Below are 26,388 nucleotides of genomic sequence, written 5' to 3'. Positions count from 1 at the left end.
AACGCATGCCTGATATCGCCAAGGTGCTCATCGCGAACCGCGGCGAGATCGCCGTCCGCATCATCCGCGCAGCCCGCGACTCGGGGATCGCCTCGGTCGCCGTCTACGCCGACCAGGACCGCGATGCGCTGCACGCGCGCCTCGCCGACGAGGCCTACGCCCTCGAGGGCGCCACGAGCGCCGAGACCTACCTGCAGATCGAGAAGATCCTCTCGGTCGCCCGTCGCTCCGGTGCGGACGCCGTGCACCCGGGCTACGGCTTCCTCGCGGAGAACGCCGCGTTCGCGCGCGCCGTGCAGGCCGCCGGCCTCATCTGGATCGGGCCGTCGCCCGAGGCGATCGAGGCGCTCGGCGACAAGGTCACCGCGCGCCACGTGGCCGAGAAGGTCGGCGCGCCGCTCGCGCCCGGCACGCCCGGCCCCGTCGACACGGCCGAGGAGGTCGTCGCGTTCGCCGAGAAGGCCGGCCTCCCGATCGCGATCAAGGCGGCCTACGGCGGCGGCGGCCGCGGACTCAAGGTCGCGCGCACCCTCGACGAGGTGCCGGAGATGTTCGAGTCGGCCACGCGCGAGGCGATCGCGGCCTTCGGCCGCGGCGAGTGCTTCGTCGAGAAGTACCTCGACAAGCCCCGCCACGTCGAGACGCAGTGCCTCGCCGACGCCGAGGGCAACGTCGTCGTCGTGTCGACGCGCGACTGCTCGCTGCAGCGCCGTCACCAGAAGCTCGTCGAGGAGGCCCCCGCTCCCTTCCTCACGGACGAGCAGAACGCCATCCTCTACGCCGCATCCAAGGCCATCCTGCGCGAGGTCGGCTACACGGGCGCCGGCACGTGCGAGTTCCTCGTGGGCGCCGACGGCACGATCTCGTTCCTCGAGGTGAACACCCGCCTGCAGGTCGAGCATCCGGTCTCCGAGGAGGTCACCGGCATCGACCTCGTGCGCGAGCAGTTCCGCATCGCGGCCGGCGGCACCATCGACTACGACGACCCGGCTCCGCAGGGCCACTCGATCGAGTTCCGCATCAACGGCGAGGACCCCGGTCGCGGCTTCCTGCCCCAGCCCGGCCCGATCCACGTGTTCAAGACCTTCGGCGGCCCGGGCATCCGCCTCGACTCGGGCGTCACCGCGGGCGACGAGGTCTCGGGCGCGTTCGACTCGCTCCTGGCGAAGATCATCGTCACCGGCCGGACGCGCGAGGAGGCGCTCGAGCGCTCGCGCCGCGCCCTCGACGAGTTCGAGGTCGCGGGCCTGCCCACGGTGCTCCCGTTCCACCGCAAGGTCGTGCGCGATCCCGCCTTCACGGCGGAGGACGGCGTCTTCGGCGTGTACACGCGCTGGATCGAGACCGAGTTCGAGAACGACATCCCCGCGTGGGACGGCGAGCTCGAGGCGCCGCGCGCGGCCGAGAGCCGGCACACGGTCGTCGTCGAGGTGAACGGCAAGCGGCTCGAAGTCAGCCTGCCCGACCGCGTCGTGACGGCTCCCGGCGCGACCGGCCGCCCCGCGGCCGTCCCCTCGTCCCGCCGCAAGCACGGCGGCGGCACCGCGACCGCGGGCGCCTCGGGCGATGCCCTCAAGTCGCCCATGCAGGCGACGGTCGTCAAGGTGGCCGTCGAGGAGGGCCAGCAGGTCGTCAAGGGCGACCTCGTCGTCGTGCTCGAGGCGATGAAGATGGAGCAGCCGCTGCACGCCCACAAGGACGGCACGATCGGCTCGATCGACGCGACGCCCGGCGCCACCGTCGGTGCGGGCCACCAGCTCCTCCTGATCGGCTGATCTCCCCCGGGCATGTCCCACGTGTTCCGGCCATCCGCCCCCGGAACCCGGAACACGTGGGACATGCGTGGGCTGGTCAGCCGAAGGCGCGGTCGAAGCCGAGGCTGCGGGCGATGATCCCCAGCTGGACCTCGGTCGAGCCCTCCCCGAGCGTGAGGATGCGCGCGTCGCGGTAGTGCCGCGCGACCGGGTTCTCGTTCATGAACCCGTGCCCGCCCCAGATCTGGGTCGCGTCCGACGCATTGGCGACCGCCGCCTCCGATCCGATGAGCTTCGCGAGCGAGGCCTGGGTCGTGAACGGCGCCCCCGCGTCGATGCGGCGAGCCGCGTCGTGCATGACCGCGCGGGCCGCCGCGACACGGGCCTGCATCCGCGCGATCGTGAACGCGATGTGCTGGTTGTCGCCGATCGGGCGCCCGAAGACGACGCGGCGCTTGGCGTGCAGCACGGCCTGCTCGAGGCACCCCTGCGCCGCGCCCACGCAGAGCGCCGCGAACGCGACCCTGCCCTCGTCGAGCACGCTGAGGAAGTTCGAGAAGCCGCGGCCGCGCTCCCCCAGGAGGTTCTCCTCGGGCACGCGGACACCGTCGAACACGAGCGGACGCGTGTCGGACGTGTGCCACCCGACCTTGTCGTATGCGGGCAGCGCGGTGAACCCGGGCGTCGGGACCGGCACGATGATCGTCGACAGCTCGGGCCCTCGCCGTCCGTCGCGCCCGACGCGCTCGCCGGTCACGGCGGTCACCGTCACGACGCTCGTGATGGGCGTACCCGAGTTGGTGATGAACTGCTTGGATCCGTTGATCGTCCACCAGCCGTCCGAGAGCGTGGCGGTCGTCTTCGTCGCCCCCGCGTCGGAGCCCGCCTCGGCCTCGGTGAGGCCGAAGGCGGCGAGCGCCTCGCCGCGTGCGAGGGCGGGCAGGTGCGCGCGGCGCTGCTCCTCGGTGCCGAAGCGGTAGATCGGCATCGCGCCGAGCCCGAGACCCGCCTCGAGCGTGACCGCGATGGACTGGTCCACGCGCGCGAGCTGCTCGACCGCGACGCACAGGTGCAGGTACGACTTGCCCTGCCCGCCGTACTCCTCGGGCAGCGGCAGGCCGAACAGCCCCATCCGCCCCATCTCGGCGATGATCTCGAGCGGGAGGCGGCGCTCGGTGTCGTAGGTGTACGCGGCGGGCGCGACCACGTCGTCGGCGAACGCGCGCACGGTGCGCGCGAGCTCCTGCAGATCCGGCTCGAGCATCTCGGTGCCGTCGACGGGGGTGCGGGTGGGCGTGATGAGCGACATCGTCGTCTCCCTTCAGGGGGCGGGGCTCGTGGCCCCGCGTGCGGTGCGCGCGAGGATGGCGCGCGCGTGTCGGAGAACCGGCTCGTCGACCATGCGGCCCTCGAACCGGAAGACGCCGCCGCGCGCGGAGGACTCCGCGATCAGGCGGCGCGCCCAGGCGGCCTCGGCATCCGAGGGCGCGAACGCCGCCCGGATGGCCGCGACGTGCGACGGATGGATGGCGGCCTTCGCGGCGAACCCGCTCGCGGCCGCGTCCTCGGCCTCGGCGCGGCAGCCGTCCAGGTCGCCGATGTCCAGGTGCACCGCGTCGACGGCCGCCTTCCCGAAGGCTCCCGCGGCGAGCAGGATGGCCGAGCGCGCGTGCATCGCGACGGCGCGGTAGGCGCCGTCCTGCGTGCGGCTGGAGGTTCCGCCGATCGACGCGACGAGGTCCTCCGCGCCCCACATGAGCGCCGTGACGCGCGGGTGCGCCGCGATCTCCGCGGCGCGCACGACACCCGCCGCCGTCTCGCACAGCGCGACGACCTCGAGGTCGCCGAGCGCGTCGACGTCTGCGGCGGCCTCCGTCTTCGCGAGCATCACGGCGCGATACGGCGACCGGCGCACAGCGTCGAGGTCGGCGGCGAGCTGTCCGCTCCGGGCGTCGTTGACCCGCACGAGAGTGCGGGCGGGGTCGAGCGCGGACTCCACCACCGCGCGACGAGCGGCGTCCTTCGCGTCGGGCGCGACGGCATCCTCGAGGTCGAGGACCACCGCGTCGGCTCGCTCGGCCGCCTTCGCGAACCGGTCGGCGCGGTCGGCGGGGCAGAAGAGCAGAGCGGGACCGAGCGCGACGCTCATCGCGGCCTCCCCTGCATGAGCACCGTGCGGACCGCGCGGGCCACGACGACGCCGTCCTGGTTGCGGCCGATGTGCTCGAGGGTCACGATCCCCTGGCCGGGTCGGGAGCGCGAGGGCCGCGTCTCCTGCACGCGCGTCTCGCCGTAGAGGGTGTCCCCGTGCCGCATGGGGGCGGGGAACTCGACGCTCGTGAACCCGAGGTTCGCGACGATCGTCCCGTTCGTGAGCTGGCCCGTCGACATCCCGACGATCGTCGCGAGGGTGAGCATCGAGTTGACGAGTCGCTCGCCGAACTCCGTCTGCGCCGCCCAGTGCGCGTCGAGGTGCAGGGCCTGCGTGTTCATCGTCATGGTGGTGAACAGCACGTCGTCGGCCTCGGTGATCGTGCGGCCCGGCCGGTGCTCGTAGACGACTCCCGTCTCGAACTCGTCGAACCACAGCCCGCGCTGGGTGATGCGGCGCTCGGCGCTCACGGCGTCCCCTCCTCGTCTGACGCCCCCGCAGGGAGCAGGATCCGCGCGACCTGCTGGCCGCGCGACACGGTCTCGCCGACCGCGACGTCGAGGCGCACCATCCCGGCGACCGGCGCGCGCAGGACGTGCTCCATCTTCATCGCCTCGACGCTCGCGACGGCCGCGCCCTCGCCGACCTCCGCGCCGTCGGCGACGTGGACGGCCACGACGGTCCCTGGCATGGGCGAGGCGAGGGCGGGCGCGGCTCCCCTGCGCACCCGGCGCGGCGGGGCGTACGGGGCGACGCGCGCGTCGCCGTCGGGCCCGACCGCCCACAGCGCGCCCGCGGGGTCCCCCGGGTCCTCGAGCACCCGCACGGCGCGGGCGTCGGCCTCCGCGACCGGGCGCGCGGCGCCATCCCGTTCGACCGAGATCCGCCACGGCGTCGCACGGATGTCGATCGACACGGTCGCGACGGCGTCGCCGTCCGCGTAGCGCAGCCGTGCGCCCCGCGCCCCGCCGATGCGCCAGCCGTCGGCGGCCCACGCCCCCGTCGTCGGCGGCAGCTCGTGCAGCGCGCACGCTGCGAAGGCCGCGTCGGGCGTCGTCTCCGCCGCGAGGCGGTCGACCTCGCGGTCGACGAGGCCCGTGTCGAGGGCGCCGTCCGCGACCGCCGGCACCTCGAGCAGTCGACGGAGGAAGCCGAGGTTCGTGACGATCCCCGGCAGGTGCGTCTGCGCGAGCGCATCGCGCAGACCCGCGACGGCGTCCGCGCGCGTCGCCGCGTGGACCGCGATCTTCGCGAGCAGGGGGTCGTAGTGCGCGCCGACGACCGTCCCGGCCTCGACACCCGCGTCGACGCGCGCGCTGCTCGGCCATGCGACGTCGATGAGCCGCCCGCCCGTCGGCAGGAACCCGGCCGACGGATCCTCGGCGTAGACGCGCGCCTCGATCGCGTGCCCGGTCATCCGCATGTCCTCCTGCGCGATCGCGAGGCGCTCGCCCGCCGCGACGCGCAGCTGCTGCTCGACGAGGTCGACGCCGGTCACGAGCTCGGTGACGGGATGCTCGACCTGCAGCCGCGTGTTCATCTCCATGAAGAACGGCTCATCGGGGCGCGCACCCGACACGATGAACTCGACCGTCCCCGCGCCCGTGTACCCGACGGTCCGGGCCGTCTCGCACGCCGCGCGCCCGATCGCCTCGCGCTGCGCCGCGTCGAGGAGCGGGCTCGGCGCCTCCTCGATGATCTTCTGGTGACGACGCTGCAGGGAGCACTCCCGCTCCCCCAGGTGGATGATCGCGCCGTGCGCGTCGGCCAGCACCTGCACCTCGATGTGCCGAGGGTCGGCCACGAAGCGCTCCACGAAGAGGGTGTCGTCGCCGAACGCGCCGGCCGCCTCGCGCCGCGCCTGCGCGAGCGCCGCGGGCAGGTCCTCGGGGCGGTCGACCCGGTGCATCCCCTTGCCGCCCCCGCCCGCCGACGGCTTGACGAGCACGGGGAAGCCGACGCGCGCCGCCCCCGCGATGAGCGCGGCGTCGTCGAGCCCCGGCTCGGCGATGCCGGGCACGGTGGCCACGCCGCGCGTCTCGACCGCGGCGCGCGCGCGGATCTTGTCGCCCATCGTCTCGATCGCCCCGGGCGGCGGGCCGATGAACACGATGCCGGCCTCCGCGCAGGCCCGCGCGAACGCGGCGTTCTCCGACAGGAAGCCGTACCCGGGGTGCACGGCCTGCGCACCCGCTGCGAGCGCGGCGGCGATGACCGCCTCGATGTCGAGGTACGACCGCCGCGGATCGGCGGGGCCGATGCGGATGGCCTCGGTCGCGGCGCGCACGTGGGGTGCGTCGGCATCGGCGTCGGAGTGCACCGCGACCGAGGCGATGCCGAGCCGATCGAGCGTGCGGATGACCCGCAGCGCGATCTCGCCGCGGTTGGCGATGAGGACCCTGTCGAACATCGCCCTCACATCCGGAAGACGCCGTAGCGGACGTCGGGCAGGGGCGCGCGGCCGACGACGCCCAGGGCGAGGCCGAGCACGCGACGCGTGTCGGCGGGATCGATGACGCCGTCGTCCCACAGGCGCGCGGTCGAGTAGTACGGCGACCCCTGGCGCTCGTACCGCTCGCGGATGGGCTCCTCGAACGCGGCCTGCTCGGCGTCGGACCAGGTGCCGCCGTCGGCCTCGATCTGCTCGCGCTTGACCGTGGCGAGCACGCTCGCGGCCTGGGGCCCTCCCATCACCGAGACCCGCGCATTGGGCCACAGCCAGAGGAACCGCGGGTCGAACGCGCGACCGCACATGGAGTAGGTGCCGGCGCCGAACGACCCTCCGACGACGACGGTGAGCTTCGGGACGCGCGCGCACGACACCGCGGTGACCATCTTCGCGCCGTTCTTCGCGATCCCGCCGCGCTCGTACTCCGCGCCGACCATGAAGCCCGTGATGTTCTGGAGGAAGACGAGCGGGATGCCGCGCTGGTCGCACAGCTCGACGAAGTGCGCACCCTTGAGCGCGCTCTCCGAGAAGAGAACGCCCTGGTTCGCGACGATGCCGACGGGGTGGCCGAGGATGCGCGCGAACCCGGTCACGAGCGTCGTGCCGTAGCCCGCCTTGAACTCGTGGAACGCGCTCGCGTCGACGAGGCGGGCGATGATCTCACGCACGTCGTACGGCGTCTGGAGATCCTCGGGGATGGCGGCATAGACCGTCTCGGGTTCGACGACCGGCTCGCGGGGCGGGGCGATCACCCACGGAGGCGCCGGGTCGGGCGGGAGCGTCGCGACGATGTCGCGCACGATGCGCAGCGCGTGCTCGTCGGAGTCGGCGAGGTGATCCGCCACGCCCGACACCGTCGTGTGCAGCTCGCCGCCGCCGAGGTCCTCGGCCGAGACGACCTCGCCGGTGGCCGCCTTGACGAGCGGCGGGCCGCCGAGGAAGATCGTCCCCTGCTCGGCCACGATGACGGTCTCGTCGCTCATGGCGGGCACGTAGGCGCCTCCCGCGGTCGAGGAGCCCATGACGCACGCGATCTGCGGGATGCCCGCAGCGCTCATCGTGGCCTGGTTGTAGAAGATGCGGCCGAAGTGCTCGCGGTCGGGGAAGACCTCGTCCTGCATCGGGAGGAATGCGCCGCCCGAGTCGACGAGGCTGATGCACGGCAGCCGGTTCTCTCGCGCGACCTCCTGCGCACGGAGGTGCTTCTTGACCGTGAGCGGGAAGTACGTGCCGCCCTTGACCGTCGCATCGTTGGCGATGACGACGCAGCGGCGGCCCGACACCACGCCGATGCCGGTGATGAGACCGGCCGCGGGCGCTTCGTCGTCATACAGGCCGTTCGCCGCGAGCGGCGACAGCTCGAGGAACGGGCTGCCCGGATCGAGCAGCCGGTCGACGCGCTCCCGCGGCAGCAGCTTGCCGCGCGCGACGTGCCGCTCGCGCGCACGGTCACTGCCGCCGAGCGCCGCGGACTCCAGCCGAGCGCGCAGGTCGGCGACGAGCTCGCGCATCCGCGCGTCGCGCGCCGCGCCCTCCGCGCCGCCCGCGTCCACCGTCGTCGTCAGCCGCTCCATGGCCATCCTCACCCCCGTGCGAGCGCGAGCCCCGGTCGCTCGAGCATCTCCCCGACGTCGACGAGGAAGGCGCTCGCCTCCCTGCCGTCGATCACCCGGTGGTCGAACGACACCGTGATCGTCATGACGTCGCGCAGCGCGATGTCGCCGTCGTGCTCCCAGGGCGTGCGCCGCACCGCGCCGAGGGCGACGATCGCCGACTGCCCGGGCGTGAGGATCGGGATGCCGCCGTCGACGCCGAAGACGCCGACGTTCGACACGGTGATCGTCGACGACGTGAGCGCGGCGAGCCCGATCGAGCCGTCGCGCGCGGCGGCCGCGCGCTCGGCGATGGCGCCGGCGAGCGCGATGGCATCGAGGCGCTCGGCGTCGTCGACGCTCGCGACGACGAGACCGCGGTCGGTCGCGACCGCGATGCCCAGGTTCACGCGATCATGGAACTCGATCTCCCCCGCGTCGGCGTCGAAGCGCGCGTTGACGCCGGGCGTGCGTCGAGCCGCGAGCACGATGGCGCGCGAGGCGAGCGAGAGGAGCGTCGGGCTCGCCCCGCCCTCTGCGGCGAGGTCGCGGGCGAGGCGCAGGGTCTCCGTGACGTCGACCTGCAGGAAGCATGCGGCGTGCGGGACCGAGAGCGCCGACGCCGTCATCGCCTTGGCCGTCTCCCGGCGCAGCCCGCTCAGGCGCTCGCGGTGCGAGGTCGGCGGCGCGGGATGGGCGGCCGCGCGATCGAGATCGGCGCGTGTGACGACGCCGCCCTCGCCGGTCGGCGTGACCGCGGCGAGGTCGATCCCCCGCTGCTTCGCGAGCTGGCGGACCGGCGGGAACGCGCGCGCTGGCGACCGCTCCGCGCGCACGAACGGCGTCTGCGCGAACGTGCGCGGTCTGCGCGTGGGGCGCCGCGCGCCGTCCATCCGCACCGACCCGACGAGCATGGCGACCCGCTCCTCGGACGGCTCGGATTGCTCGGGCGGGGCGTCCGCGGAGGGCTCGGGCTCCGCGGGCGCGGGCCGGGCGTCCGCGGAGGGCTCGGGCTCCGCGGGTGGGGCGTCCGCAGATGGCGCGGGCGGGGCGTCCGCGGGCTCCGCGGGCTCTGCGGGCTCGGGGTCGGCGGCCGCCTCTGCGGCGTCCTCGAGGTCGTACTCGACGAGCGGGGCGCCGACCTCCACGGTCTCGCCCTCGCTCGCGTGCAGGCGGCGGATCACGCCCGCGTAGGGGCTCGGCAGGTCGATGACGGCCTTGGCGGTCTCAACCTCGGCGATGACCTGGTTGAGCGTGACCGAGTCGCCCTCAGAGACCTTCCACGCGACGATCTCGCTCTCGGTGAGGCCCTCCCCGAGGTCGGGCAGGCGGAAGACGGCGGTCATCGCGCGCTCCCCTCGAGGACGAGCCCCGTCCGCGACGAGCGGCGCCCGAGCGAGCGGTCGACCGCGTCGAGGATGCGGTCGAGGCTCGGCAGGTAATGGGACTCGAGAGCGGATGGCGGGTAGGGCGTGTCGTATCCGGTCACGCGCTCGGGGGTCGCCTCGAGAGCCCCGAACGCCCGTTCGACGACGCTCGCGATGAGCTCGCTCGACACCGACACCTCGGCGGGCGCCTCGTGGGCGACGACGAGGCGCCCGGTCCGCTCGACGCTCGCCACGACCGTGTCGACGTCGAGCGGCGAGATGGAGCGCAGGTCGATGACCTCGATCTCGATCCCCTCGTCGCGGGCGGCGAGGGCGGCGTCGAGCGCCGTCTGCACGACCGCCCCGTACGCCGCGAGCGTGACGTCGCGTCCGCGGACGAGCACCTCGGCGGCGTCGAGGTCGCGCACGAGCGCCGTGTCGACCTCCCCCTTGGACCAGTACCGCGCCTTGGGCTCGAGGAACACGACGGGGTCGTCGCTCGCGATCGCGGCACGCAGCGTCGAATAGGCCTCCTGCGGGCTCCACGCCGTGACGACGCGCAGGCCCGGCGTGTGCGCGAAGTACGCCTCGGGCGACTCGGCGTGGTGCTCGACCGAGCCGATCCCGCCGCCGAACGGCACGCGGATCGTGACGGGCATCCGCAGCCGACCGTGCGTGCGGTAGTGCAGGCGCGACAGCTGCGTGACGATCTGGTCGAGCGCGGGGAAGACGAAGCCGTCGAACTGGATCTCGACGACCGGTCGCGCGCCGCGGTAGGCCATGCCGACCGCGGTTCCGACGATCGCGGACTCGGCGAGCGGCGCGTCGATCACGCGCTCCGCGCCGAAGCGCGCCTGCAGTCCGTCCGTCACGCGGAAGACGCCGCCGAGCCGCCCGATGTCCTCGCCCATGAGGACGACGTCGGGATCGCCCTCGAGCGCGTCCGCGAGGGCGCGCCCGACGGCCGCGCCCAGGCTGAGGGTCTCGACCGTCATCGCTCCTCCTGGATGCTCGCCGCGAACGCGAGGTGCTCGGCTCGCTGGCGCCGGATCCGACGCGTGGGCGTGACGGTCACGTGGTCGAAGAGGCTCTCCGGGGCGGGTGCCTCGGCCTGCACGACGGCCGCGCGCATCTCCTTGGCGATCGCGTCGCAGCGGATCCGCGCCTCCTCTCGGATGTGCTCGATCGGCGCCCCGACGGAGGCGAGGTGGCGCTCGAGCCGGTCGATCGGGTCCTTCGCGCGCCAGGCGTCGACCTCGTCGGCGTCGCGATAGCGGCCGGGGTCGTCCGTCGTCGTGTGTGGGCCCATCCGGTACGTGACCGCCTCGACGAACGTCGGCCCCTCTCCCCGACGCGCGCGGTCGGCCGCCGCGCGCATCGCGGCGAGGACCGCGAGCACATCGTTGCCGTCGACGCGGATGGCCGGGATCCCGAAGCCCGTCGCGCGCAGCGCGAGCGCGGCGTGCGACTGCACGCGGACCGGCTCGGAGATCGCGTACTGGTTGTTCTGGCAGAGGAACACCACGGGAGCCTGGAACGAGCTCGCGAACACCATCGCCTCGCTCACGTCGCCCTCGCTCGTCGCGCCGTCGCCGAAGCACGCGACCGCGATGTCGTCGCCGCCGTCGCGGCGCACCGCCATCGCGTATCCCGTCGCGTGCAGGGTCTGCGCGCCGATGATGATCTGGGGCGTGGCCATCCGATGCGCGAGGGGATCCCAGCCCGAGAGCGCGTGGCCCTGCCACACGCGCAGCAGGTCGCCGAGGTCGACGCCCCGCAGCACGGCGAGGGCGTGCTCGCGGTACGAGCCGAAGACGAAGTCCGTCTCGCGGAGGGCGTGCGCGGCCCCGACCTGCGCCGCCTCCTGTCCGCGCAGCGGCGGCCACAGCACGAGCTCGCCCTGACGGGTCAGGGCGAAGGCCTCCTCGTCGACGCGGCGCACGAGGGACATGTCGACGAAGAGGTCGGTGAGCGCGGTCTCGTCGAGGTCGGCCAGGTGCTCGTCGAGCGTGCGGCACGCGCGTCGGGAGCCGTCGGGGGCGAGGACGCCGAGCGGGGTGTCGAGCCCCTCGACCAGCTCGCTGCGGGGTGCGGGAATGGCGATCGACATCGCGGAACCTCCTCGTTCGCGCTGCGCCTTGTGGGCGTCATTGCCGTCCTGGTCCGGACACCGCTCACGCTACGCCGACCCAGCAGACCGAGCAATGACATCCGTCAGAAGTCCGCAGATTGCTCACTCCTCGCCGCCCCTACGGCTCTGCATGTCTCACTTATCGTCGTTATGGGACCCCGAAACCCACGACGAGTGAGACATGCACGAGGGCGGCATGCGGGAGGGCGGCATGCGAAGAGCCGCGTGCACGAGAGCGGCATGCGAAGAGCCGGCCCGGGACGATCCCGGGGCCGGCTCTTCCGCGCGCCGCGCCGGCGCCTGAGGTCGCTAGCTCCGGCGGTCGACGTGGTGCAGGGCGCGCGCGGCGTCGGTGATCGAGCCGGCGAGCGACGGGTACGCCGCGAACACGCGCGCGATCTGGTCCACCGTGAGACGGCGCTCGACCGCGATCGAGATCGGGTAGATGAGCTCCGACGCGCGGGGCGCGACGATGACGCCGCCGACGATCGTGCCGGACCCCTCGCGCGCGTAGAGCTTCACGAAGCCGTCCTTGACGCCCATCATCTTCGCGCGCGCGTTCGAGGCGAGCGGCAGCTTGTGCACCTCGGCGCTGACCTCGCCCTCGTCGACGGCCGGCTGCGTCCAGCCGACGGTCGCGATCTCGGGGCTCGTGAAGATGTTCGAGGCGATCTTGTGCGTGTCGAAGGGGATGGCCACATCGCCCATCGCGTGGAAGACCGCGGTGCGGCCGAGCATCGACGCGACCGACGCGAGCGGCATCATCGTCGTGCAGTCGCCCACCGCGTACACGTTGGGCACCGACGTCCGCCCCACCTTGTTGATGCGGATGTGCCCCGACTCCGTGCGCTGGACGCCCGCGTCCTCGAGGCCGATGCCGGCGGTGTTCGGGATCGAGCCGACCGCCATGAGGCAGTGCGAGCCCTCGACGACGCGGCCGTCGGAGAGGGTGACGGTGACGCCGTCTCCCGTGTTCTCGACCTTGTCGGCGCGCGACTTCGCGAGCAGCGTCATGCCGCCGCGCGTGAAGACCTTCTCGAGGACCTTCGCAGCGTCCTGGTCCTCGCCGGGGAGCACCTGGTCGCGGCTCGAGACGAGCGTGACCTTCGCGCCGAGGTTCATGTACGCCGACGCGAACTCGGCGCCCGTGACGCCGGATCCGACGACGATGAGGTGCTCGGGCACCGCCTCGAGGTCGTACAGCTGCTTCCACGTGAGGATGCGCTTGCCGTCGGGCTTGGCCGAGGGCAGCTCGCGCGGCGACGCGCCCACCGACACGATGATCGTGTCGGCCTCGACGCGATCGAAGTCGGTGCCCTTCGGCCCCGTCGAGACGACGATCGCCTCATCGCCCTCGAGGCGCCCGTGTCCGGAGATGATCTTGACGCCGGCCTCGATGAGCTGCGCGCGCATGTCCTCCGACTGCTGCCCCGCGAGCGCGAGGAGGCGCTTGTTGATCGCGAGGAGGTTGATGGCGACCTCGGGCTTGAGCGGCTTGCCGTCCTCGCCGCGCGCGTAGAACTGCACGCCGAGCTCCCCCGCGTCGGCGATCGACTGGGCCGCGTCGGCCGTCGCGATGAGCGTCTTCGACGGAACGACGTCGGTCAGCACCGCCGACCCGCCGACGCCCGTGTGCTCGACGAGGGTCACGTCGGCGCCGAGCTGAGCGCCCGCCAGGGCCGCCTCGTAGCCGCCGGGGCCGCCTCCCAGAATCGCGATGCGCTGCGTCCGCTCGAAATCAAAGACCATGCCTCCATTCTCCCCCTTCCTGCGAGATCGGCACGACCCCGGCCGGAGACCGGTCGTTATGCTCATGCCATGACTCTGGAAGGCGCACATCCGCTCGATCCGCCCGCCGACCCGTTCGAGGTCGCCCAGGCCGCCGCGGCCGACATCGCGCGGCTCACGGGGGTCGAGCGACACGACGTCGCGGTGACCCTCGGCAGCGGCTGGGGCAAGGCCGCCGAGCTCATCGGCGAGACCGTCGCGACCATCCCGGCGACGGAGGTCACGGGCTTCTCGCGCCCCGCGCTCGAGGGGCATGTCGGAACCCTCCGCAGCGTCCGCACGCCCGCGGGCAGGCACGTGCTCGTGATCGGCGCGCGCACGCACTACTACGAGGGCCACGGCGTCCGCCGCGTCGTGCACAGCGTCCGCACCGCCGCGGCGACGGGTGCGAAGGTCATGGTGCTCACCAACGGCGCGGGCGGCATCAAGGAGACCTGGAGCGCGGGCCAGCCCGTGCTCATCAGCGACCACATCAACCTCACGGCCGACTCGCCGCTCGAGGGCGCGACGTTCATCGACCTCACCGACCTGTACGCCACGCGCCTGCGCGACATCGCGCTCTCGGTCGACCCGACGCTCGACAGCGGCGTCTACTGCCAGTTCCGGGGCCCTCACTACGAGACGCCCGCCGAGGTGCAGATGGCGAAGGCGATCGGCGGCGACATCGTCGGCATGTCGACCGCCCTCGAGGCCATCGCCGCGCGCCAGGCCGGCATGGAGATCCTCGGGTTCTCCCTCATCACCAACCTCGCCGCGGGGATCTCGCCCGATCCGCTCAGCCACGAGGAGGTCATCGAGGCGGGGCGGATGGCCGAGGGCCGGATCTCGGCTCTGCTCGCCGAGGTCGTGGGGAAGCTCTGATGGACGTCCTGTCGCACGCGCGCGACTGGCTCGCGCAGGACCCGGACCCGGTCACCCGCGAGGAGCTGTCCGGGCTCATCGCGCGCGCGGAGGGCGGTGATGCCGCGGCCTCGGCAGACCTCGCCTCCCGCTTCGCGGGGCGCCTCGCGTTCGGCACGGCCGGCCTGCGCGGAGAGCTCGGGGCGGGCCCCATGCGGATGAACCGCGTGCTCGTGGCGCAGGCGGCCGCCGGCTTCGCGGCGTACCTGTCCGAGCGCGCAGCGGATGGCGCCCGGCCCCGCGTCGTCATCGGGTACGACGGACGCCGCAACTCCGACGTGTTCGCGCGCGACTCGACGGAGATCTTCGCGGGGGCCGGGCTGACCGCCATCCTCCTTCCCCGCCTTCTGCCGACGCCCGTCCTCGCGTTCGCGGTGCGCCACCTCGGCGCCGACGCGGGCGTCATGGTCACTGCGAGCCACAACCCGCCCGACGACAACGGGTACAAGGTCTATCTCGGCGGGGCCGATGAGGGCGCGCAGATCGTCTCGCCCGCCGACCGAGAGATCGCCGCGCACATCCAGCGCGTCGCCGACGAGGTCCGCGTTCCCGACCTACCGCGCTCCGACGCGTACGAGCTCGCCGCCGAGGAGGTCGTCGAGGCCTACGTCGCCGCGACCGCCGCGGTCGCGCCGGCCCCCGCATCGGCCGCCGGGATGCGCTGGGCCTATACGGCGATGCACGGCGTCGGGTGGGAGACGCTCGAGCGCATCCTCGCGCGCGCCGGGTATCCGGCCCCGGCCGTCGTCGCGGAGCAGATCGCGCCCGACGCGGCCTTCCCGACCGTCGCGTTCCCGAACCCCGAGGAGCCGGGCGCGATGGACCTCGCCTTCGCGACGGCAGCCGCGCACGACGCCGAGTTCGTCCTCGCGAACGACCCCGACGCCGATCGGCTCGCGGTCGGCGTGCCGGGCCCCGACGGATGGCGGCGGCTGACCGGCAACGAGATCGGGATGCTGCTGGGTGCACGGGCCGCACGCGCCGCCGAGGGCACGCCGGGGGCGTCGCTCGCCTGCTCGCTCGTGTCGTCGCCGGCGCTCGGAGCGATCGCCGAGCGGCACGGACTGGACTTCCACACGACGCTGACCGGGTTCAAGTGGATCTCGCGCGCCCCGGGCATCGTGTTCGGCTTCGAGGAGGCCCTGGGCTACCTCGTGAACCCCGAGACCGTGCGCGACAAGGACGGCATCTCGGCGGCCGTCGCCGTCCTCGGCCTCGCGGCAGAGGCGCGCGGCCGCGGGACGACGATCTCCGGGATGCTCGACGAGCTGGCCGCGGAGATCGGCCACTTCGCGAGCGGCCAGGTCTCGATCCGCGTCGACGACATCTCGATCATCGGCCGGATCATGGATGCGCTCCGCCAGTCGCCGCCCAGCGCGTTCGGCGAGCGCGCCGTGACGCGCGCGGAGGACCTCCTGCACCCCGCGCACGGCGGCCCGTCGGGCGACATCCTGCGCTACACGCTCGACGACGGCTCGCGCGTCATCGTGCGCCCGAGCGGGACGGAGCCGAAGCTCAAGGCGTACCTCGACGTGCGCGGCGGCTCCCCCGAGGACGCCGCTGCCCGACTGTCCGCGCTCGACGCAGCGGTGCGGGAGGCGCTCGACCTGGGCTGAGCCGTCCGGAGGCGGCTCACTGCGTTTCGTCTCGCTGCGCTCGCTCAACGTCCGGGCGCTGAGCGCCCGGAGCTCGCAGAGTATTACTGGCCGATGATCGCGACGAGCTCGTCGAGGAAGCCGGTGAAGTCGGTGCCGCGGCGGATGATCCGCTGCACGTTCTCACGCTCGCCGAACACCTCGACGAACTGCTCGAACACCGTCTGGAACGCCTCGCGGTCGCTCTCGCTGAACGCGGCGAGGGCGACCACCTGCACGCGCCCGTCTCCCCATGCGACCGACGGGTCGGCGATCCCGATCGCGATGGCCGTGCGCGATGCCGTCATCCGCAGCGCATGCGGAACCGCGAGGGCGTCGGTGAACGCGGTCGACGACATCCGCTCGCGCTCGATCGCGCCCTCGACGTAGGCGTCGTCGATCACCCCGCGCTCGACGAGCAGCGCGCCGAGGGCGCGGATGATCCCCTCCTCGCCGAGGGCGTCGTCGAGGCCTCGGACGAAGGCGCCGGCGTCGAAGTAGCGCTCGAGCTCGGCGCGCAGCCGCGACAGACGGCGGCCCCGGCGGATCCGGGCGGCGGCCTGCATGACGCGCTCGACGTCGCCGTCGGTGAGGAACGGGCGGATGCGGACCGTGCTCTCAGACGGCGTGGGCGGCTCGATCGTCGTCAGCACGAGGTCGGTGTCGATCGCCTTCCAGTCGGGGTCGACGCGCGTGACGACCTCGGTGACCTCGACCGCCTGCCCGAGGGAGCGGGTGATGCTCGAGCGGAGGAGCTCGTGCAGCTCGTAGTAGCCGGGGCACACGATCGTCGCGGTGAGGCGGGTCTCGGCGCGCCGCTCGCGCTCGAGCTCGCCGCCGACGTGCATCGCGATGTACGCGATCTCGTCGTCGCGGATCGACATGCCGAGCCGTTCAGACAGCTCCCCCGCGATCGAGACGGCGACCTCGAAGATCATCGGGTACGTCGTCTTGAGCGATCGGGTGAGCGGGTTGCGCGACCACGCCTGCTCGCGGGCGCGGTGCGCGAGGTTCTGCACGTGCAGCGCGAGCCGCTCGACGAACTCGTCGCGGCCGAGCGCGACGAGGTACTCGTTCGACACCCGGGCGACCGCCGCGCGGACGGCGGCGTCCACGACCGGGTCGACGCCCGCGGTGCCCACGGCGCCGGCTCCGGGCACGACGACGCGCGTGAGGAGGAGCGAGGCGAGGTGCATGCGGTCGCCGCGCCCGAGGGTCACCCCGAGGGCCGCCTCCGCGAGGCGCCCGACCACCTCGGCCAGGCGCTCCTGCTCGGCGGGCGGCGTGCCGTGCACCGTCTCGAGCGCGCGGCCCTGGCTCGCGCGATCGACGGCGATCGACACGTGCAGCGTGACGTCGGCGACGGCGAACTCGTTCACGAAGTAGCCGAGGTCGCCGAGCTCGGCCGCGAGGGCGGACTTGAACCGCCCGAACGCCTCGGCGGGAACCGAGGTCGATCCCGCGACCCGGCGGAGCGCCTCCACGTCGAACGCGCCGTCCTCCATCTCGTCGTGCGCGAGCGACGACAGCAGGCGGCGGCGCGCGAGCTCGGTGCCGACGAGCGCGATGCGCGGCCCGCTGCGGTCGAGGGAGAGCTCGCCGCCTTCGCGGACGAGAGCGCGCACGCGCGCGAGGTCGGACTCGAGCGTCGCCTCGCTCACGTGGAACGCGTCGGCGGTCTCGTACACGTCGAGGCCGTCGTCCGCATCGATGAGCGCATGGATGAGCCGGTGCAGGCGGTCGCGCGGCGCGCTCTGCGGGGGCTGGTCGCGCTCGCGCAGGAGCGCGGCGCCCGTGGGGTGCGCGCGATACCCCGCGGGGCCAGAGGCGATGACCGGATGGTCGGGCACGCGCGCGTTCACGGCGGTCACGTACGAGCGCACGCTGCGCGGCGTGACGCCGAGGAGGTCGGCGAGCGCCGCGGCCGTCATCCATCCGCCGTCCCTGAGGAGGATCGCGACGAGACGATCCTGACGCTGTCTCGACACGCGCACCTCCTCCTCCGACAGTCAATCACGTCGCGCTGGGCGCGGGCGCACGCCCCGGGCGCGCTGCGGCGTGTGGGGCCGCCCGCGCTTTCCGCCCGGGCGGAAGAAAGAGTGGTTGTCCTGCCGAGCGCGCCTCGGGAGGATGAGGATCAGGAGGCGTCGATGAGGATCCTGGTTGTGTGCGGTGCAGGGGCATCGAGCACGTTCGTCGCGCATCGCGTGAACCGCGCTGCGCGCGCCGCCGGGCTCTCCTGGTCGGCCTTCGCGGGCACGCAGGTGTCGCTGCCGGTCGATCTCGACGCGGCGGACATCGTGCTCGTGGGGCCGCACCTCACGACATCGCTCGACGCGATCCGCGGGGCGGCGTCGCCGCGCGGGGTCGCCGTCGTGCCGCTGCCGGACGACGTCTTCACCGACACCGACGGCACGCGCGTGCTCGCGCTCGTGCGGGCCGCCGCCGCCCCGGATGCGCCCGCATCCGAATGAACCGCAAGGAGCACCCATGTCCGCTGTCACCCGCACCGTGAAGATCGCATCGTCGCACGGACTGCACGCGCGCCCCGCCAAGCTGTTCGCCGAGGCCGCCAAGAACTCGGGGCTCGCCGTCACGATCGCGAAGGGCGACGGCAAGCCCGTCAACGCCGCGAGCATCCTCGGTGTCATCTCGCTCGGGGCCAACACGGGCGACGAGGTCACCCTCACGGTCGAGGGCGACGGCGCCGAGGCCGTGCTCGACCAGCTCACGGCTCAGCTCGAGACCGACACGGACGCCGAGTGATGCTCGAGCTCCGCGGCGTCGGGATCGGCCAGGGCGTCGCGCAGGGGCCGATCGCCCGCATGGCATCGCGCCTCGAGCCGCCGCGCGACGAGAAGAGCGCGAAGAGCCCCGACGAGGAGAAGGCCGCGGTCGCCGCGGCGGTCGCGGCCGTCGCCGCGGAGCTCAACGCCCGCGGCGAGCGCGCCGGCGGCGCGGCCCGCGACGTGCTCGAGGCCCAGGCCATGATGGCCGAGGACCCGACCCTCGAGGAGGGCGTCCACGCGCGCATCGACGCGGGCAGCACGGGCGAGTGGGCCGTGCACGCGGCCTTCGCGGAGTTCGCCGAGACCCTCCAGGCGATGGGCGGCTACCTCGGCGAGCGCGCCGCCGACCTCGCCGACGTCGCGCAGCGCGTCATCGCGCACCTGCGCGGTGTCTCCGCTCCCGGCGTGCCCGACCCCGGCCATCCGTTCGTCCTCGTCGCGCCCGACCTCGCCCCGGCCGACACGGCCCTGCTCGACCTCGAGAAGGTCCTCGCGGTCGTGACCACGGAGGGCGGCCCGACGTCGCACACGGCGATCCTCGCGGGCGACAAGGGCATCGTGGCGATCGTCGGGACCGGCGAGAGCGATGCGCTCGTCGACGGCGCCGTCGCGATCGTCGACGCGGCGGCCGGCGTCGTCACGATCGACCCGACCGACGAGCAGCGCGCGGCGGCGGCCGAGCGCGCGGAGGCGCGGCGCGCCGCGGCGAGCGCGCCGATCACCCCCGGTGCGCTCGCGGACGGCACGGCCGTGCCGCTGCTCGCGAACCTCGGCAACCCGGATGGCGCGGCCGAGGCCGTCGCGCTGGGCGCCGAGGGCGTGGGGCTCTTCCGCACCGAGTTCCTGTTCCTCAGCTCCGACGAGGCGCCCAGCGTCGAATCGCAGACGGCGTCGTACACGAAGCTGCTCGAGGCCTTCCCCGGCAGGAAGGTCGTGGTGCGCGCGCTCGACGCGGGTGCGGACAAGCCGCTGAAGTTCCTCACCGACGAGGGCGAGGAGAACCCCGCGCTCGGCCGACGCGGTCTGCGCGCGCTGCGCCACCACGAGGAGGTCCTCCGCGACCAGCTCACGGCGCTCGCGAACGCCGACGCGGCGACCGACGCCGATCTCTGGGTCATGGCGCCCATGGTGGCGACGGTCGAGGAGGCCGAGTACTTCACGCGCATCGCGCGCGAGCACGGCATCAAGACGGCCGGCGTCATGGTCGAGGTGCCGTCGGTCGCGCTCCTCGCGGACGCGGTGTACGAGGTCACCGACTTCGGCTCGGTGGGCACGAACGACCTCGTGCAGTACACGATGGCGGCCGACCGCATGCTCGGCACGGTGTCGTCGTACCAGGACCCGTGGCACCCCGCCGTGCTGCGCCTCATCGCCGAGATCGGCCGGGCCGGCGCGAAGCACGGCAAGCCGGTCGGCATCTGCGGTCAGGCCGCGGCCGACCCGCTCCTCGCGGTCGTCCTCGTCGGCCTGGGCGCCACGACGCTGTCGATGTCTCCTCCCGCGCTCGTCGACGTGCGCGCCGAGCTCCTGAAGCACACCCTCGAGGACGCGCAGCGCATCGCGCAGGCCGCGCTCTCGGCGAGCAGCGCGGAGGCGGCGCGCGAAGCCGCCCGAGCCGCCGTCTCCTCCTGAGATCCCCCACAGCAGAAAGCCCGATACCCATGAGTGACACCCGCACCGCGGCGAAGACGCCCGGATCGCTTCGCGTCGGAGTGCAGAAGGTCGGCACCTTCCTCTCCGGCATGATCATGCCCAACATCCCCGCGCTCATCGCGTGGGGCCTCTTCACCGCGTTCTTCATCGAGGTCGGGTGGACGCCCAACGAGGCGCTCAACTCGATCGTCGGGCCGATGATCCACTACCTCCTGCCGATCCTCATCGCCGCGCAGGGCGGCCGGATGATCTACGACACGCGCGGTGCGGTCGTCGCGTCGATCGCGACCTTCGGCGCGATCGCCGGCTCGGACTGGCTCATCGGCCTGCAGAACGCGGACCTCCCCGCGGGCGAGAGCCCCATCCCGACGATCCACATGTTCATCGGCGCGATGATCATGGGCCCCCTCGCCGCGTGGATCATGAAGAAGCTCGACGCGCTCTGGGAGGGCCGCGTCAAGGCCGGCTTCGAGATGCTCGTCAACATGTTCTCGGCCGGCATCTTCGGCTTCGTCGCGGCGATCTTCGCGTTCTACGTGCTCGCGCCGGTCGTGAACTTCCTCATGAACATCCTCGGCGGGGCCGTGGGATGGCTCGTCGACAACAACCTGCTGCCGCTCACGAGCATCCTCATCGAGCCGGCGAAGGTGTTCTTCCTCAACAACGCGATCAACCACGGCGTGCTCACGCCGCTCGGCCTCGCGCAGGCGACGGAGGACGGCAAGTCGATCCTCTTCCTCCTCGAGGCGAACCCGGGCGTGGGCCTCGGCCTGCTCCTCGCCTTCACCTTCTTCGGCGTCGGCGCGGCTCGCGCCTCCGCTCCCGGTGCAGCGATCATCCACTTCTTCGGCGGCATCCACGAGGTGTACTTCCCGTACGTGCTCATGAAGCCGGCCCTCATCCTCGCGGTGATCGGGGGCGGCATGACGGGCGTGGCGACCAACGTGCTCTTCCGCTCGGGCCTCGTGGCCCCCGCGGCGCCGGGCTCGATCATCGCCGTCCTCATCCAGACCGCGCGCGACAGCTACCTCGGGGTCATCCTCGCGGTCGTGCTGTCGGCGGCCGTCACGTTCCTCATCGCCGCGGTCATCCTGCGCGCGAGCCGCAAGCGCGACCTCGCCGCCGAAGCGGCGGGCGCAGACGGATTCGCCGACGCCGTCGCGCGCACCGAGGCGAACAAGGGCCGGAAGTCCAGCGTGCTGGGCGGCCTCGCCGGCGGCACGGCCGTCGCGACCCGGCCGATCGAGAAGGTCATCTTCGCGTGCGACGCCGGCATGGGGTCGTCGGCGATGGGAGCGAGCGTCCTGCGCAACAAGATCAAGCAGGCGGGCATCGAGGGCGTCACGGTCACGAACAAGGCCATCGCGTCGCTCGACGGCACGGCGGACCTCGTGATCACGCAGGCGCAGCTGACCGACCGCGCCCGCCAGCGGGAGCAGAGCGCTGTGCACGTCTCCGTGGACAACTTCATGAACTCGCCGCGCTACGACGAGGTCGTGGAGCTCCTGCGCGAGCAGGCATCGGGCGGGGCGGCCCCCGCGGAGGCCGACGCGCCTGCCGCGCCCACGACGCGTCGCGAGGCGCGTGCCGTGCCCACGACGACCGGCCCGATCGGCAGCGGCACGTCGCGCCCCGCCGACGACGCGGTCCTCACGCGCGGCAGCGTCCGCATCCACGCCGGCTCCGCGACGCGGGAGGAGGCGCTCCAGGAGGCCGCCGACATCCTCGCGAGCGCAGGCGCCGTCACGGGCGCGTACTTCGACGCGATGCTGGCCCGAGAGCAGACCGTGTCGACCTTCATGGGCAACGAGCTGGCCATCCCGCACGGCACGAACGAGGCGAAGGACGCCATCCTCGGGTCGGCGCTCTCGGTCGTCCGCTATGACGGCGGGGTGGACTGGGACGGCGACGCGGTGACGTTCGTCGTCGGCATCGCCGGCAAGGGCGACGAGCATCTGAAGATCCTGTCGAACGTCGCCGAGCTGTTCAGCGACGAGTCGCAGATCGCGCGCCTCAAGGCCGCGGCGACCCCCGAGGAGCTCTTCGAGCTCTTCCAGAGCGTCAACCAGGAGGACTGATGAAGGCCGTCCACTTCGGAGCAGGGAACATCGGCCGCGGCTTCGTCGGCCTGCTGCTGCACGAGGGAGGGTACGAGGTCGTCTTCTCCGACGTCGCCGCTCCCCTCGTCGACGCGCTGGCTGCCGCCGACGCGTACACGGTCCACGAGGTCGGCGCGGGCGGCGTCGACCGGGAGGTCACGGGGTTCCGCGCGGTGAACAGCGCAGAGGACCCGCAGGCGGTGGCCGACGAGGTCGCGACGGCGAACGTCGTCACGACCGCCGTCGGGCCGACGATCCTGAGGTTCATCGCTCCGCACATCCTCGCCGGGATCGCGCTGCGCGACCCCGACGCTCCCCCGCTGCAGGTCATGGCGTGCGAGAACGCGATCGGAGCGACCGACCAGCTCCGCGCGGAGATCGTCGAGCTCGCCGGTGCCACGTGGGACGCCCTCGAGGGTCGCGTCGTGTTCGCGAACACGGCCGTCGACCGGATCGTCCCCGGCCAGCCGGCCGACGGCGGCATCGACGTCACGGTCGAGCCGTTCTTCGAGTGGGCGATCGAGCGCGGCCCTTTCGACGGCGACCTGCCGAGCATCCCCGGGGCGCACTTCGTCGACGACCTCGCGCCGTACATCGAGCGGAAGCTCTTCACGGTGAACACGGGGCACGCGGCGACCGCGTACCACGGCGCGCGGGCCGGCTTCGAGCGGATCGCCGAGGCGCTGGCCGACCCGGCCGTCGCGGCCTCGGTCGAGGCGGCTCTCGAGGAGACGTCGGCGCTGCTCGCCGCGAAGCACGGGTTCCCCGCCGACGAGCTCGCGACCTACCGCGCGACGATCCTCGAGCGGTTCCGCAATCCGGCGCTGCCCGACACCGTCCAGCGCGTGGGAAGACAGCCGCTGCGCAAGCTGTCGCGCCACGAGCGCTTCGTGGGCCCCGCCGCCGAGGCTGCCGAGCGCGGCCTATCGACGAGCGCCCTCGTCGCGGCGATCTCGGCGGCCCTCGCGTTCTCCGACGAGGGCGACGAGCAGGCCGTGCAGCTGCAGGCGCTCCTCGGCGAGCTCGACGCCGACGCGTTCACCCAGCAGGTCACGGGTCTCGAGCCCGCCCATCCGCTGTTCCCCGCCATCCGCTCGGCCGTCGCGGAGCACCAGGCCGCATAGGCCCCGCCCTGCTCAGCATGTCTCACTCGCCGCGGGATACCCGTCGGCTATCCCGCGGCGAGTGAGACATGCCCCAGGGGGCGGCGCCTACCGCGCGAAGCCCTCGGAGATGAGGTCGATGAGCTCCTCACGCTGCTCGACCGGCAGGAACGACGCGGCCGCGGCGTTGAGCTGGAACTGCTCGATGTCGTCGAGGTCGTAGCCGAAGGCCGCCTGCAGGATGGCCAGCTCGCGCGTGAGCGAGGTCCGGCTCATGAGGCGGTTGTCGGTGTTGACCGTCACGCAGAAGCCGAGCTGGTAGAGCAGGTCGAACGGATGGTCCTCGATCTGGCTCCCCCAGTGGGCCACGGCGCCGGTCTGCAGGTTCGACGAGGGCGACAGCTCCAGCGGGATCTCCCGATCCCGCACCCAGCGCGCCAGGTCGCCGAACTGCACGAGCACCTCCTCGCCCTCGCGCGAAACGACCTCGAGGTCCCGGGCGATCGCGACGCCGTGCCCCAGGCGCAGCGCGCGTCCGTCGAGGAGCGCCGACCGGATCGACGCGACCCCGGCGGCCTCGCCCGCGTGCACGGTGACCGGGAAGAACTCGCCGGCGAGGTAGTCGAACGCCTCACGGTGCTGCGATGGCGGGAAGCCGTCCTCAGGACCGGCGATGTCGAACGCCACGACCCCGTCCTGGCGGAACGCGACAGCGAGCTCGGCGACCTCCTGCACGCGGTCGCCCTGGCGCATCGCGGAGAGGATCTGGCCCACGCGGATGCTCCGCCCGCTGTCCTCGACGATGTCCTCGCCCTGCTCGATGCCGTCCTGCACGGCCTCGACGGCCTCCTCGAGCGTGAGCCCACCGTCGAGGTGCTGCTCGGGCGCCCAGCGCACCTCTCCGTACACGACGCCGTCGGCCGCGAGGTCCTCGACGAACTCGCGCGCGACGCGGGTGAGCGCCTCGCGCGTCTGCATGACGCCCACGGTGATCTCGAAGGTCTTCAGGTACTCGACCAGCGAGCCGGAGTCTGCGCGCTCGGCGAACCACTCCTGCAGCGCTGCGGCGTCCGACGCCGGCAGCGCGACATCCGTCCCCTCCGCGAGCTCGAGGATGGTCTCCGGCCGCAGGCCGCCGTCGAGGTGGTCGTGCAGCGAGACCTTGGGCAGGCTGCGCAGCGCGACGCCCTGCACGCGGGGCTCAGCGGTCTTGTCCTTCGCCATGTCGGCCTCCAGGGTCGTGCGGTGCGGACGGATGCGGGATGGCCGCGGTCCGGATGTCGTCGGTCGGTCAGGCGGTGATGCGCTCGCGCACGAGGGGCGCGGTCTCGGGAGCAGTATCCCCGATCTCGTACGCGCCGTCGAGAGCGTCCAGCGCCCTGTCGAAGCGCGCGCCGTCATCCGCCGAGAGCGTGAAGAGCGCCTGGCCCTCGGCGACCGCGTCGCCAGGCTTCACGAGCAGGTCGATGCCGGCCGCGTGGACGACCGCGTCCTCGGCCCGCGCGCGCCCTGCTCCGAGCCGCCACGCGGCGATCCCGAAGTCGTAGGCGTCCATCCGGGTGACGACGCCGGAGCGGCTCGCCGTCACGGTGTGCGTCTCGCGCGCGACGGGCAGGGGCGCATCGGGGTCGCCGTCCTGCGCGCGGATCATGCGGCGCCAGGTGTCCATCGCGCGGCCGTCCGCGAGCGCCGCCTCGACGTCGGCGTCGGGCTGTCCGGCGAGCGCGAGCATCTCGCGGGCGAGCGCGACGGTGAGCTCGACGACGTCGGCGGGGCCGCCGCCCGCGAGCACCTCGACCGACTCGCGCACCTCGTTCGCATTGCCGATCGCAAGCCCGAGCGGGGTGTTCATGTCGGTGAGGAGCGCCGTGGTCTTCACGCCGGAGTCCGTGCCGAGCGCGACCATCGTCTCGGCGAGCTCGCGTGCGCGCGCGGGGTCCTTCATGAAGGCGCCCGTGCCGAACTTCACGTCGAGCACGAGCGAGTCGGTGCCCTCCGCGATCTTCTTCGACATGATGCTCGACGCGATGAGCGGGATGGCCTCGACCGTGCCGGTGACATCGCGCAGCGCGTAGAGCTTCTTGTCGGCGGGGGCGAGACCGGTGCCCGCGGCGCAGATCACGGCGCCGACGTCGGCGAGCTGGGCGAGCATCTCCTCGTTCGAGAGGGCGGCGCGCCAGCCGGGAATCGACTCGAGCTTGTCGAGCGTGCCGCCCGTGTGGCCGAGCCCCCGCCCGGAGAGCTGCGGCACGGCGACGCCGAAGGCCGCCACGAGCGGGGCGAGGGGCAGCGTGATCTTGTCGCCCACGCCGCCCGTGGAGTGCTTGTCGGCAGTCGGCTTGTCGAGCGACGCGAACGACATCCGCTCCCCCGACGCGATCATCGCGTCCGTCATGACGCGGATCTCGTCCCGCTCCATGCCGTTCAGCAGCACGGCCATCGTGAACGCCGACATCTGCGCGTCGGAGACGTACCCGCGCGTGTAGGCGTCGACCATCCAGCGCAGCGCGTCCTCGGGGACCGCGCCGCCGTCGCGCTTGGCGCGGATGACGTCGACCGCGTCGAACGGCTCGGGGCTCATCGCTCCTCCAGGTCTCGGGGTCCGAACGCGTCGGGCAGCACCTCTTCGATGCTGCGGATGCCCGACACGGTCTCGAGCAGCATGCCCGGCAGGGCGTGCTCGAACAGCAGCTGCCGGCAACGCCCGCACGGCATGAGGGTGCGGCCCTCGCGATCCACGCACACGAACGCGACGAGCTGCCCGCCGCCGGTCATCGCGAGATTCGAGATGAGGCCGCACTCGGCGCACAGCCCGACGCCGTACGACGCGTTCTCGGTGTTGCACCCGGCCACGATCCGGCCATCCGTCACGAGGGCGGCCGCCCCCACGGGGAACTTCGAGTAGGGCACGTACGCCCGGGTCATGGCGTCGGTCGCGACGGCACGCAGCTCGTCCCAGTCGATGTCTGTCATCTCT

General features: G+C 73.0%; 21 protein-coding genes. 8 read left to right on the top strand and 13 right to left on the bottom strand.

The window, feature by feature from the left end; all coding sequences use genetic code 11:
- The first annotated feature begins 5 nt into the window (after window positions 1-5).
- The gene (locus GC092_RS04695; protein ID WP_282979660.1) at window positions 6-1,775 is read left to right on the top strand and encodes an acetyl/propionyl/methylcrotonyl-CoA carboxylase subunit alpha; all 1,770 of its coding nucleotides are present in this window, start codon (window positions 6-8) and stop codon (window positions 1,773-1,775) included.
- Between the two features lie 76 nt (window positions 1,776-1,851).
- On the opposite strand, the gene GC092_RS04690 is transcribed toward GC092_RS04695, so the two are convergent.
- The 9 genes from GC092_RS04690 to GC092_RS04650 form a co-directional block, all read right to left on the bottom strand.
- Entirely contained in the window at window positions 1,852-3,018 is a 1,167-nt protein-coding gene (locus GC092_RS04690; RefSeq protein ID WP_324014846.1) for an acyl-CoA dehydrogenase family protein, read from the bottom strand.
- Between the two features lie 57 nt (window positions 3,019-3,075).
- Window positions 3,076-3,903: an HpcH/HpaI aldolase/citrate lyase family protein gene (locus tag GC092_RS04685; RefSeq protein ID WP_324014240.1), complete on the bottom strand. Its 828-nt coding sequence runs from the start codon at window positions 3,901-3,903 to the stop codon at window positions 3,076-3,078.
- The gene (locus GC092_RS04680) at window positions 3,900-4,376 is read right to left on the bottom strand and encodes a MaoC family dehydratase (RefSeq protein ID WP_271173842.1); all 477 of its coding nucleotides are present in this window, start codon (window positions 4,374-4,376) and stop codon (window positions 3,900-3,902) included. The genes GC092_RS04685 and GC092_RS04680 overlap by 4 nt, the downstream gene beginning before the upstream one ends.
- Window positions 4,373-6,316, bottom strand: a complete 1,944-nt coding sequence (locus GC092_RS04675; RefSeq protein ID WP_324014239.1) for an ATP-binding protein — start codon at window positions 6,314-6,316, stop codon at window positions 4,373-4,375. The genes GC092_RS04680 and GC092_RS04675 overlap by 4 nt, the downstream gene beginning before the upstream one ends.
- Window positions 6,317-6,321: 5 nt before the next feature.
- A complete protein-coding gene (locus tag GC092_RS04670; RefSeq protein ID WP_324014845.1) occupies window positions 6,322-7,866 on the bottom strand; it encodes a carboxyl transferase domain-containing protein in 1,545 nt (514 codons plus the stop codon).
- 71 nt (window positions 7,867-7,937) lie between these two features.
- Complete coding sequence (locus GC092_RS04665) at window positions 7,938-9,293, bottom strand: dihydrolipoamide acetyltransferase family protein (RefSeq protein WP_324014238.1); 1,356 nt, start codon at window positions 9,291-9,293, stop codon at window positions 7,938-7,940.
- A complete protein-coding gene (locus tag GC092_RS04660) occupies window positions 9,290-10,309 on the bottom strand; it encodes an alpha-ketoacid dehydrogenase subunit beta (RefSeq protein WP_324014237.1) in 1,020 nt (339 codons plus the stop codon). The genes GC092_RS04665 and GC092_RS04660 overlap by 4 nt, the downstream gene beginning before the upstream one ends.
- A complete protein-coding gene (gene pdhA, locus GC092_RS04655; protein WP_282979670.1) occupies window positions 10,306-11,424 on the bottom strand; it encodes a pyruvate dehydrogenase (acetyl-transferring) E1 component subunit alpha in 1,119 nt (372 codons plus the stop codon). The genes GC092_RS04660 and pdhA overlap by 4 nt, the downstream gene beginning before the upstream one ends.
- Window positions 11,425-11,754: 330 nt before the next feature.
- On the bottom strand, window positions 11,755-13,194 hold the full coding sequence (locus GC092_RS04650; RefSeq protein ID WP_271173848.1) for an NAD(P)H-quinone dehydrogenase: 1,440 nt from the start codon (window positions 13,192-13,194) through the stop codon (window positions 11,755-11,757).
- A 69-nt stretch (window positions 13,195-13,263) separates the two neighbouring features.
- On the opposite strand from GC092_RS04650, the gene GC092_RS04645 reads away from it, so the two are divergent.
- Together GC092_RS04645 and GC092_RS04640 are read left to right on the top strand one after the other, a co-directional pair.
- Window positions 13,264-14,094 (top strand): purine-nucleoside phosphorylase, encoded by an 831-nt coding sequence (locus GC092_RS04645; protein WP_271173849.1) that lies wholly within the window; start codon window positions 13,264-13,266, stop codon window positions 14,092-14,094.
- Window positions 14,094-15,749 carry a phospho-sugar mutase gene (locus GC092_RS04640; protein WP_324014236.1) on the top strand — a complete coding sequence of 552 codons (1,656 nt, stop codon included), beginning with the start codon at window positions 14,094-14,096 and terminating at the stop codon, window positions 15,747-15,749. The genes GC092_RS04645 and GC092_RS04640 overlap by 1 nt, the downstream gene beginning before the upstream one ends.
- Before the next feature lie 83 nt (window positions 15,750-15,832).
- Here the strand turns inward: GC092_RS04640 and GC092_RS04635 are convergent, their stop codons facing one another.
- Window positions 15,833-17,755 carry a BglG family transcription antiterminator gene (locus tag GC092_RS04635; RefSeq protein WP_324014235.1) on the bottom strand — a complete coding sequence of 641 codons (1,923 nt, stop codon included), beginning with the start codon at window positions 17,753-17,755 and terminating at the stop codon, window positions 15,833-15,835.
- A 162-nt stretch (window positions 17,756-17,917) separates the two neighbouring features.
- Here GC092_RS04635 and GC092_RS04630 point away from each other — a divergent pair, with 162 nt between their 5' ends.
- The 5 genes from GC092_RS04630 to GC092_RS04610 are packed head-to-tail and all read left to right on the top strand — an operon-like array spanning window position 17,918 to window position 23,432.
- Window positions 17,918-18,241, top strand: coding sequence for a PTS sugar transporter subunit IIB (locus GC092_RS04630; protein ID WP_271173852.1), 324 nt, complete (start codon window positions 17,918-17,920; stop codon window positions 18,239-18,241).
- Window positions 18,242-18,257: 16 nt separating this feature from the next.
- Window positions 18,258-18,533 (top strand): HPr family phosphocarrier protein, encoded by a 276-nt coding sequence (locus GC092_RS04625; protein WP_271173853.1) that lies wholly within the window; start codon window positions 18,258-18,260, stop codon window positions 18,531-18,533.
- Window positions 18,533-20,188, top strand: coding sequence for a phosphoenolpyruvate--protein phosphotransferase (gene ptsP, locus GC092_RS04620; protein WP_324014234.1), 1,656 nt, complete (start codon window positions 18,533-18,535; stop codon window positions 20,186-20,188). The genes GC092_RS04625 and ptsP overlap by 1 nt, the downstream gene beginning before the upstream one ends.
- A gap of 29 nt (window positions 20,189-20,217) precedes the next feature.
- Window positions 20,218-22,287 (top strand): PTS mannitol transporter subunit IICBA, encoded by a 2,070-nt coding sequence (locus GC092_RS04615; RefSeq protein ID WP_324014233.1) that lies wholly within the window; start codon window positions 20,218-20,220, stop codon window positions 22,285-22,287.
- Entirely contained in the window at window positions 22,287-23,432 is a 1,146-nt protein-coding gene (locus GC092_RS04610; protein ID WP_324014232.1) for a mannitol-1-phosphate 5-dehydrogenase, read from the top strand. The genes GC092_RS04615 and GC092_RS04610 overlap by 1 nt, the downstream gene beginning before the upstream one ends.
- An 87-nt stretch (window positions 23,433-23,519) precedes the next feature.
- Here the strand turns inward: GC092_RS04610 and GC092_RS04605 are convergent, their stop codons facing one another.
- From GC092_RS04605 to GC092_RS04595, 3 genes are all read right to left on the bottom strand, one after another.
- The gene (locus GC092_RS04605; protein ID WP_324014231.1) at window positions 23,520-24,635 is read right to left on the bottom strand and encodes an adenosine deaminase; all 1,116 of its coding nucleotides are present in this window, start codon (window positions 24,633-24,635) and stop codon (window positions 23,520-23,522) included.
- Window positions 24,636-24,702: 67 nt separating this feature from the next.
- Window positions 24,703-25,992: a thymidine phosphorylase gene (locus tag GC092_RS04600; protein ID WP_324014230.1), complete on the bottom strand. Its 1,290-nt coding sequence runs from the start codon at window positions 25,990-25,992 to the stop codon at window positions 24,703-24,705.
- Window positions 25,989-26,384 (bottom strand): cytidine deaminase, encoded by a 396-nt coding sequence (locus GC092_RS04595; RefSeq protein ID WP_271173859.1) that lies wholly within the window; start codon window positions 26,382-26,384, stop codon window positions 25,989-25,991. The genes GC092_RS04600 and GC092_RS04595 overlap by 4 nt, the downstream gene beginning before the upstream one ends.
- Between the last annotated feature and the right edge of the window lie 4 nt (window positions 26,385-26,388).

It is taken from the genome of Microbacterium sp. JZ37, from assembly GCF_035188445.1.
GTDB lineage: Bacteria > Actinomycetota > Actinomycetes > Actinomycetales > Microbacteriaceae > Microbacterium > Microbacterium barkeri.
Note: the sequence above shows the minus strand (reverse complement) of the source record. Positions and strands in the feature narration are given on the sequence as shown.

Bases quoted from the DNA above. Each gene is read 5' to 3' on its own strand.
- GC092_RS04695 (WP_282979660.1), top strand. From the start codon at position 6: ATGCCTGATATCGCCAAGGTGCTCATCGCGAACCGCGGCGAGATCGCC.
- GC092_RS04690 (WP_324014846.1), bottom strand. From the start codon at position 3,018: ATGCTCGAGCCGGATCTGCAGGAGCTCGCGCGCACCGTGCGCGCGTTC.
- GC092_RS04685 (WP_324014240.1), bottom strand. From the start codon at position 3,903: ATGAGCGTCGCGCTCGGTCCCGCTCTGCTCTTCTGCCCCGCCGACCGC.
- GC092_RS04675 (WP_324014239.1), bottom strand. From the start codon at position 6,316: ATGTTCGACAGGGTCCTCATCGCCAACCGCGGCGAGATCGCGCTGCGG.
- GC092_RS04670 (WP_324014845.1), bottom strand. From the start codon at position 7,866: ATGCGCGAGCTCGTCGCCGACCTGCGCGCTCGGCTGGAGTCCGCGGCG.
- GC092_RS04665 (WP_324014238.1), bottom strand. From the start codon at position 9,293: ATGACCGCCGTCTTCCGCCTGCCCGACCTCGGGGAGGGCCTCACCGAG.
- GC092_RS04660 (WP_324014237.1), bottom strand. From the start codon at position 10,309: ATGACGGTCGAGACCCTCAGCCTGGGCGCGGCCGTCGGGCGCGCCCTC.
- pdhA (WP_282979670.1), bottom strand. From the start codon at position 11,424: ATGTCGATCGCCATTCCCGCACCCCGCAGCGAGCTGGTCGAGGGGCTC.
- GC092_RS04650 (WP_271173848.1), bottom strand. From the start codon at position 13,194: ATGGTCTTTGATTTCGAGCGGACGCAGCGCATCGCGATTCTGGGAGGC.
- GC092_RS04645 (WP_271173849.1), top strand. From the start codon at position 13,264: ATGACTCTGGAAGGCGCACATCCGCTCGATCCGCCCGCCGACCCGTTC.
- GC092_RS04640 (WP_324014236.1), top strand. From the start codon at position 14,094: ATGGACGTCCTGTCGCACGCGCGCGACTGGCTCGCGCAGGACCCGGAC.
- GC092_RS04630 (WP_271173852.1), top strand. From the start codon at position 17,918: ATGAGGATCCTGGTTGTGTGCGGTGCAGGGGCATCGAGCACGTTCGTC.
- GC092_RS04625 (WP_271173853.1), top strand. From the start codon at position 18,258: ATGTCCGCTGTCACCCGCACCGTGAAGATCGCATCGTCGCACGGACTG.
- ptsP (WP_324014234.1), top strand. From the start codon at position 18,533: ATGCTCGAGCTCCGCGGCGTCGGGATCGGCCAGGGCGTCGCGCAGGGG.
- GC092_RS04615 (WP_324014233.1), top strand. From the start codon at position 20,218: ATGAGTGACACCCGCACCGCGGCGAAGACGCCCGGATCGCTTCGCGTC.
- GC092_RS04610 (WP_324014232.1), top strand. From the start codon at position 22,287: ATGAAGGCCGTCCACTTCGGAGCAGGGAACATCGGCCGCGGCTTCGTC.
- GC092_RS04605 (WP_324014231.1), bottom strand. From the start codon at position 24,635: ATGGCGAAGGACAAGACCGCTGAGCCCCGCGTGCAGGGCGTCGCGCTG.
- GC092_RS04600 (WP_324014230.1), bottom strand. From the start codon at position 25,992: ATGAGCCCCGAGCCGTTCGACGCGGTCGACGTCATCCGCGCCAAGCGC.
- GC092_RS04595 (WP_271173859.1), bottom strand. From the start codon at position 26,384: ATGACAGACATCGACTGGGACGAGCTGCGTGCCGTCGCGACCGACGCC.